The organism is Nostoc sp. ChiSLP03a (assembly GCF_034531215.2).
In the GTDB taxonomy this organism is placed as follows: domain Bacteria; phylum Cyanobacteriota; class Cyanobacteriia; order Cyanobacteriales; family Nostocaceae; genus Nostoc.
This window is the reverse complement of sequence record NZ_JAVRBQ020000119.1, coordinates 1-5,971: the sequence shown is the minus strand read 5'-3', so window position 1 is coordinate 5,971 and position 5,971 is coordinate 1. Positions and strand designations below refer to the sequence as shown.

General features: G+C 39.8%; 7 protein-coding genes. 4 read left to right on the top strand and 3 right to left on the bottom strand.

Translation table 11 applies throughout. The features are described 5' to 3' along the window. The 4 genes from RMY32_RS19940 to RMY32_RS19925 all read left to right on the top strand — a co-directional run. On the top strand, nt 1-182 hold a 182-nt coding region (locus RMY32_RS19940), incomplete at its 5' end, for a hypothetical protein (RefSeq protein WP_322714278.1). Nucleotides 183-319: 137 nt separating this feature from the next. Then, the gene (nblR, locus tag RMY32_RS19935; RefSeq protein WP_099103317.1) at nt 320-1,006 is read left to right on the top strand and encodes a response regulator transcription factor NblR; all 687 of its coding nucleotides are present in this window, start codon (nt 320-322) and stop codon (nt 1,004-1,006) included. Between the two features lie 151 nt (nt 1,007-1,157). After that, a complete protein-coding gene (locus RMY32_RS19930; RefSeq protein WP_322714277.1) occupies nt 1,158-1,664 on the top strand; it encodes a DUF192 domain-containing protein in 507 nt (168 codons plus the stop codon). A gap of 510 nt (nt 1,665-2,174) precedes the next feature. Continuing rightward, the gene (locus tag RMY32_RS19925; RefSeq protein WP_190633019.1) at nt 2,175-2,402 is read left to right on the top strand and encodes a DUF2949 domain-containing protein; all 228 of its coding nucleotides are present in this window, start codon (nt 2,175-2,177) and stop codon (nt 2,400-2,402) included. 339 nt (nt 2,403-2,741) lie between these two features. Here the strand turns inward: RMY32_RS19925 and RMY32_RS19920 are convergent, their stop codons facing one another. The 3 genes from RMY32_RS19920 to RMY32_RS19910 form a co-directional block, all read right to left on the bottom strand. Then, nucleotides 2,742-3,890: an alanine--glyoxylate aminotransferase family protein gene (locus RMY32_RS19920; RefSeq protein WP_322714276.1), complete on the bottom strand. Its 1,149-nt coding sequence runs from the start codon at nt 3,888-3,890 to the stop codon at nt 2,742-2,744. Between the two features lie 1,210 nt (nt 3,891-5,100). Then, a complete protein-coding gene (locus RMY32_RS19915; RefSeq protein ID WP_322714275.1) occupies nt 5,101-5,442 on the bottom strand; it encodes a DUF5615 family PIN-like protein in 342 nt (113 codons plus the stop codon). Between the two features lie 3 nt (nt 5,443-5,445). After that, complete coding sequence (locus tag RMY32_RS19910; protein ID WP_322714274.1) at nt 5,446-5,772, bottom strand: DUF433 domain-containing protein; 327 nt, start codon at nt 5,770-5,772, stop codon at nt 5,446-5,448. Nucleotides 5,773-5,971 lie beyond the last annotated feature (199 nt).

Here is a 5,971-nt window from a genome sequence, read left to right as displayed (position 1 = left end):
CCTTCTGCGGCATATTTAACAGCTTTTTCCAATTCTTCTCGGCTCTGTTTAATCTCAACTTGCAATTTGAGACCCATTACACTTTTACCAAATACACCCTTGTGAATAATTTAGCGCAGCTTCATACAGAAATGGTATTAGTTATTAAGATTGCATCCGAGAATTCGATAGCTGACACCTGAACGTGCTAAAACATCCTTAGCAGCGTGTCAAATCAGAATTGCTACATCACTAAAAGCTCGTAATTGCACTTTATAACTGATGTAAAGATTTTCTCTGGAATATCTTTACAATCCCAAATCCAATATCCCAAATTGTTATGACAGTTGCTCAAAGTCCTTGTGTTTTGGTGATTGAAACCGATGAGAGCCTTGCAAATCAGCTTTCTTGCGATTTGCAAGAAGCCGGTTATGAATCAATTTTGGCTCATGATGCAACGAGTGGTTTACAACACTGTCGCGATCGCCAACCTGCTTTAATTGTTTTAGACCGGATGCTAGCAGGAGAATCAGGACTCTCATTGTGCAAAAATATGAGAAGCACTGGTATGCGATCGCCTGTATTGATTTTAATGGCAAGGGATACAGTTGACGATCGTGTAGCTTGTCTAGAAGCTGGAGCGGATGATTACATCCTCAAACCTTACCGCTCAGAAGACTTTTTGAAGTTGATTCGCCTCTACTTAAAACCCGATGTAGATACCACAGAGCAATTACGCTTTGGGGATTTAATTTTAGACATAGCAACTCGCCGTGCCATACACAACGGGCGACCAATTGACTTGACAATGAAGGAATTTGAACTATTAAAATTCTTAATGGAACATCCCCGTGAAGTGTTAACCCGCGAACAAATTCTAGAAAATGTTTGGGGTTACGACTTTCTGGGTGAGTCAAATGTAATTGAAGTGTACATCCGTTACTTGCGGTTAAAAATCGAAGATGAAGGTCAAAAGCGCCTGATTCAAACAGTGCGAGGCGTAGGGTACGTTTTAAGAGAATCCTAGTATACTATAGCGGGAGTTTGCTTATCTCCTTGCCTCATTCTCAGTTTCGGATTGGGAATGTAAATTTGGATGCTAATGCCTTCCACCCAAAGGGTTTTTCTGCCTACAACACTGTAAAATTGAAGTCTAAATTACAAAATCGAAAAGCTATATGACTCGTCGGCTAAGTCTGCTCTCAATAGTGCTGAGTATTTTTCTGATGGGTTGTTCTGTGCCAACAACTGCTAAATCTCCTAGCCCCACCTCTGGTTCTAAAACTCCAGCACCAGAAAATTTAGGTCAAAAACTACCAATTTCTGCTAAAGCCATTGTGCCGAATGGTACAACGATTCAATTAGAGGTAGCGCAGACGCCAAAACAGCAAGCGATGGGATTGATGTATCGACCAGCTTTACCAGATGACCGGGGAATGCTGTTTGGATTCCCTTCAGCACAACCAGTCAGTTTCTGGATGAAGAATGTACCAGTACCCCTAGACATGGTATTTCTACATAAAGGTGTAGTTAAATATATTCAGGCTGCTGCACCCCCTTGTGCAAGTGAGCCTTGTCCTACCTATGGTCCCAATACACCAATTGATAAGGTGATTGAACTTCGTTCTGGAAGAGCTGCCGAATTGAAGTTGAAAGTGGGCGATATTCTCAAAATAGAGTTTTGAAACCCTGGTGCTTTGCGGGGATAAAAACTTGGGTAATTACTCGGTTGAGAGCCTATACGGTTGAAATATATGTTTTTTTTGTAAAAAATGTCACTGTATGTGGTCAAACAGCACTTGTAACGCTACTATTTAAAAACTGTGGTAATAATGTAAAATTCTACTGTCTCAAACCTGAAAACTGCGATTTCAGGTTTAGTCTCAAAAATATTCCCTTGGGCGTAAGTGTAAATAGTCGCCAATAAGAGAGTATAGGCTATGGAATCTTTATTACTACCTGTGTAATTAAATAAAACACAAAGGTAAATAAGATGAAGTCAATTTAATTAAGTAAAAATACTGCTTAATAAGCTAGCAATAGATTTGTATGAGAATTTTTATTTCTCAGACCATCTATAAGAAGCCTCTGTTGAAGGCGGATTAACAAAAACTGTGCTGGGGTGTATGGCCGAAAAAGGCACAGTCACAGATGAAATACTGGTTACTGTCTACTGAGTAATGGTGAACTGATATATGACAATACATTCTGCACAAGGAGGTGAGATACAAATGTCACCATCAAAATATTCTCGACTGATTCATTTTTTGCAAGAAGATTTGGCAATTTCCACAGCATCATTAGCGGTGGCACTTCGGCATCGGGAGCAAGACCCAGGCCCTTTGGCAATGATTCTTTGGCAATATGGTTTGATTACTCTAGAGCAATTAGAAAAAATTTATGATTGGCTGGAGACGGCCTAGGTTATACCAATATTGGCTTGTAGTTTTTAGACTTTGGCTTAAAAGTTTCTACCAAATGCATATTAGCATAATCTCAAACAATACTATTTATACCAATTTTGGATGATACTAAGTTGCCAAAGTTAGTTTTGTTTGGTGTCAAAGATACAGTACGACTTTCTTCAAAGTAAATAATACTATCTAGGGCAACTTGGTGTCATTTAGGAGGATTGAGGTATGTCACATCAACTCTACTTGATGCAAAGATTGATATATATCTTTCTTGACTGACAGTTTCTACCTATATAAATCAAAGAGCGAGTTATAATTTAACTCGCTCTTTTGATTTATTACTCAGGACTAACTAAACACTTTAACTGCTGCTGCTATACCAGAACCAGGAGTGAAATCTTCGTAGCCAAGTTCTGTGAGGGTAACTTCTAAGGATGCTATACAGCTAAGGATATCGCGATCGCTAACAAAACCCAAGTGACCAATACGGAAAATTTTATTGCTCAAATGATCTTGACCACCAGCGAGGGCAATATCAAAGCGTTTTTTCATCAATGACCGAATTTTATCCGGTTCAATTCCTTGTGGTGCTACAGCCGTAATCGCCGGACTAGCAGAATTATCTGCTGCAAGCAAGGGTAAATTTAACCCTTTTATGGCGGCGCGAGTCGCATTTTTCAGCCGTTCATGTCGAGCAAAGATTGATTCTAAGCCTTCCTCTTTCATAATTCGCAACGTGGTGTGTAACGCTACGATCAAGTTCACAGGCGGAGTAAATGGAGTTGTATTTTTGGCTGTGGCTTTGCGATATTTGCCTAAGTCCAAATAATATTTCGGTAGCTTCGCAGTTTTGTAAGCTTCCCAAGCCTTGGGACTGACAGAGACAAAACCCAATCCCGGCGGAATCATATAACCTTTTTGGGAACCGGAAGCGACGATATCCAAACCCCAAGCATCGACAGGTAGATTGAATGCACCCAAGCTAGTGACGGCATCAACGATAATTAAAGCTTCACCGTGTTCTTTAACGTGGCGGTTGATTGTTTCTAGGTCATTCAACACACCCGTCGAGGTTTCGCTGTGGGTAATGATTACAGCTTTGATTTGCTTTTGGGTATCTGCTTGGAGTTTTTCGGCAAATACTGCGGGGTCTAAGGGTTTTCCCCATTCCACCTTAACTTCTTCTACATTCAAACCGTAGGCTTGACCAACTTCTACCCAGCGTTCGCCAAATTTACCATTAGAGCCAACTAAAATGCGATCGCCTGGAGAAAGAAAATTAATTATTCCCGCTTCTACAGCACCCGTACCACTGACATTCAGCATCAACACATCACTTTGAGTTTGGTGCAGCCACTTCAGGTTTTCTGTCACCTCTGCCAATATATTGCTAAATTCACTAGTACGGTGCCCAATCGGATGCTTGGCTAATGCCAGTAAGGCAGCTTCTGGCACCGGTGTAGGGCCTGGAATCATCAGCATCAGCTTATCGTTCATGTTTCTATCCTAAAAGTCAAATAAAAGTCAAAATTGTGGGAAGTCGGTTAAGTCTGATAGCAAATCCTAGATATTCATCTACAAATTCCACTCAGATTGTCACCAGCATTGTTGTATATTTTCCAAATTTATAGGAAAAGTATTGTGGGAGTTAACGATCGGTCAGCTTGACCTTTGCAATTTATACCAGACTCCAACTCAGATAAAACCTCTGTTCCAGGCAATCTTACCACACACCTAGACGCCAGGTTAAGGTGTCTGCTCGTAGGCGAACGGCTATTTTAGCCAAGGATGAAACATCTATCTAGATGAGTCATAGGTACGATAAATTCTTAAAATCTACCCATAATCCACCTCAGTTATTTTTATAGAAAAACACGAAATCGTTTTGAACATCGCGGTAATTGTCGCTGAAAAAGTTGTGTTTTTTCCAGGAAAGAAGTAACTCCCTACACTATACAGAAGACTTGGATGTTACCGTTTGCTAAGAGATAAAAGATACCCAACCCAAACTTTTCAATCTATTTGGGTCAAAGATTTGTTCTTGGGTTGCCATTCTCTAAACAATACCTTCGTTTATGATTTATTTGAGTCAAAATCGCTTTGATACCAATATCCAAGCCTTTTCTAGGTTATTTGATAGCGACTAATTTGACGCAGAAGTTGGATATCTATGCTACTAATTGCTGCACTTTTTGATACTGTACTTAGTAGTAAGCAATGTCGGCGACGGGTAGTAATAAACTATAAGTTTTTATACTATACTTACAAAATTGCTACAATCGTGCTTAGTCTCCTTAATTACTATTCACGGTGAGTCGTTTATAACTAGTGTTCAGTTCATAAAGTGTCACTCACTAGATCCCCGGTATTCTTACAAAAGAGATATTCTTAGTTAGTGCAAGGAGTGATACCATTTCACCACATGTTTGTCACAAGTTATCCCCGTAATACTCCCTACTGAGGGAGTGTTGCAGATTTCAAATGTTGCATCAAACGAGTGAGTTGGTATAAGCTTTTACGGAAAAGCGCTTGAGTAAGCAAAATTCTCAAGCGCTTTTTTGTGTATAAATAAAACAGTCTAACTCTCTGGGCAATAATTAAAAATGTTTTTAAATACACATATACCAGAGAAGGAACCTACTGTTATAAAAATTGTTGCAACATATACCTGATGACTCTAGCATTTGTGCGTATCATCAAAACCTTGTTAAGTTACTGGACGTATCACACGAATTAGTTTTCCTTGCAAAGGTTCTTCTTTTGCCACAGCCTCATCTATCCGTGCTGCAAATTGTTGCCAATTACGATTATTCGTGCAAACAAAAATACCGAAGTGGTTAGAATCACGACGATGCAAACGGATAAAATCAACTCTGTTGATAGTTAATATTGAGCGTTCTTGACTTATGGCAAATGCTAGCACTTCCTCATCAGGTATACCTTGGTCTGCATTTTCTGCTTCTTGAACTGTCGAAACATCATGCTCCAAATCGCGTAATAATTCCACAACTGGAAAGGGAAACTGCTCATCTGCGTAAAACCGCGCCATTGATTAGGCTACCTCATTACGCTCAATTGCCAATTCGATTTCATCGGGATGAGCTTGTGCATATACCCAAGCATTAGCTAAATCTGTAGCTGTAATAGTTGGATAACTCGTCAAAAGGTCAGCATCACTATATCCAAGACCGCGAGCTTCCACAAGTACCCAAACAGGAATACGAGTTTTAGCAATGCGAGCCTCTCCACCACTAACTCTAGGAGTTTTTTCAATTCCTTGCCAATTGTTGCCGAGACTTTGAGCAAGTAACTGTATAGCCTGTAATTTTTCATCAGGACTGAGGGCAAGAAGTTGTTGTTCTAACTCTTTGAGTGTCACGGATGTAAATCCTCTGATGTTTTGTCAGGCTAAATTTACAATTTTATCAATTGCTAAGTAACCCAAGTTGCTAGTTATGCTTGCAGGTGTTCAGGTGGCATTGCATAAGCAATAAAATCCCCTCCAGAGGAAAAATTAGGAGGGGTAATGTTAAACGAAATAATTACAATTTATGCTATCACTGATGACCTATTGAAGG

Coding starts and splice junctions, on each gene's coding strand:
- nblR (WP_099103317.1), top strand. CDS start 320: ATGACAGTTGCTCAAAGTCCTTGTGTTTTGGTGATTGAAACCGATGAG.
- RMY32_RS19915 (WP_322714275.1), bottom strand. CDS start 5,442: ATGGCGCGGTTTTACGCAGATGAGCAGTTTCCCTTTCCAGTTGTGGAA.
- RMY32_RS19925 (WP_190633019.1), top strand. CDS start 2,175: ATGACAATACATTCTGCACAAGGAGGTGAGATACAAATGTCACCATCA.
- RMY32_RS19930 (WP_322714277.1), top strand. CDS start 1,158: ATGACTCGTCGGCTAAGTCTGCTCTCAATAGTGCTGAGTATTTTTCTG.
- RMY32_RS19920 (WP_322714276.1), bottom strand. CDS start 3,890: ATGAACGATAAGCTGATGCTGATGATTCCAGGCCCTACACCGGTGCCA.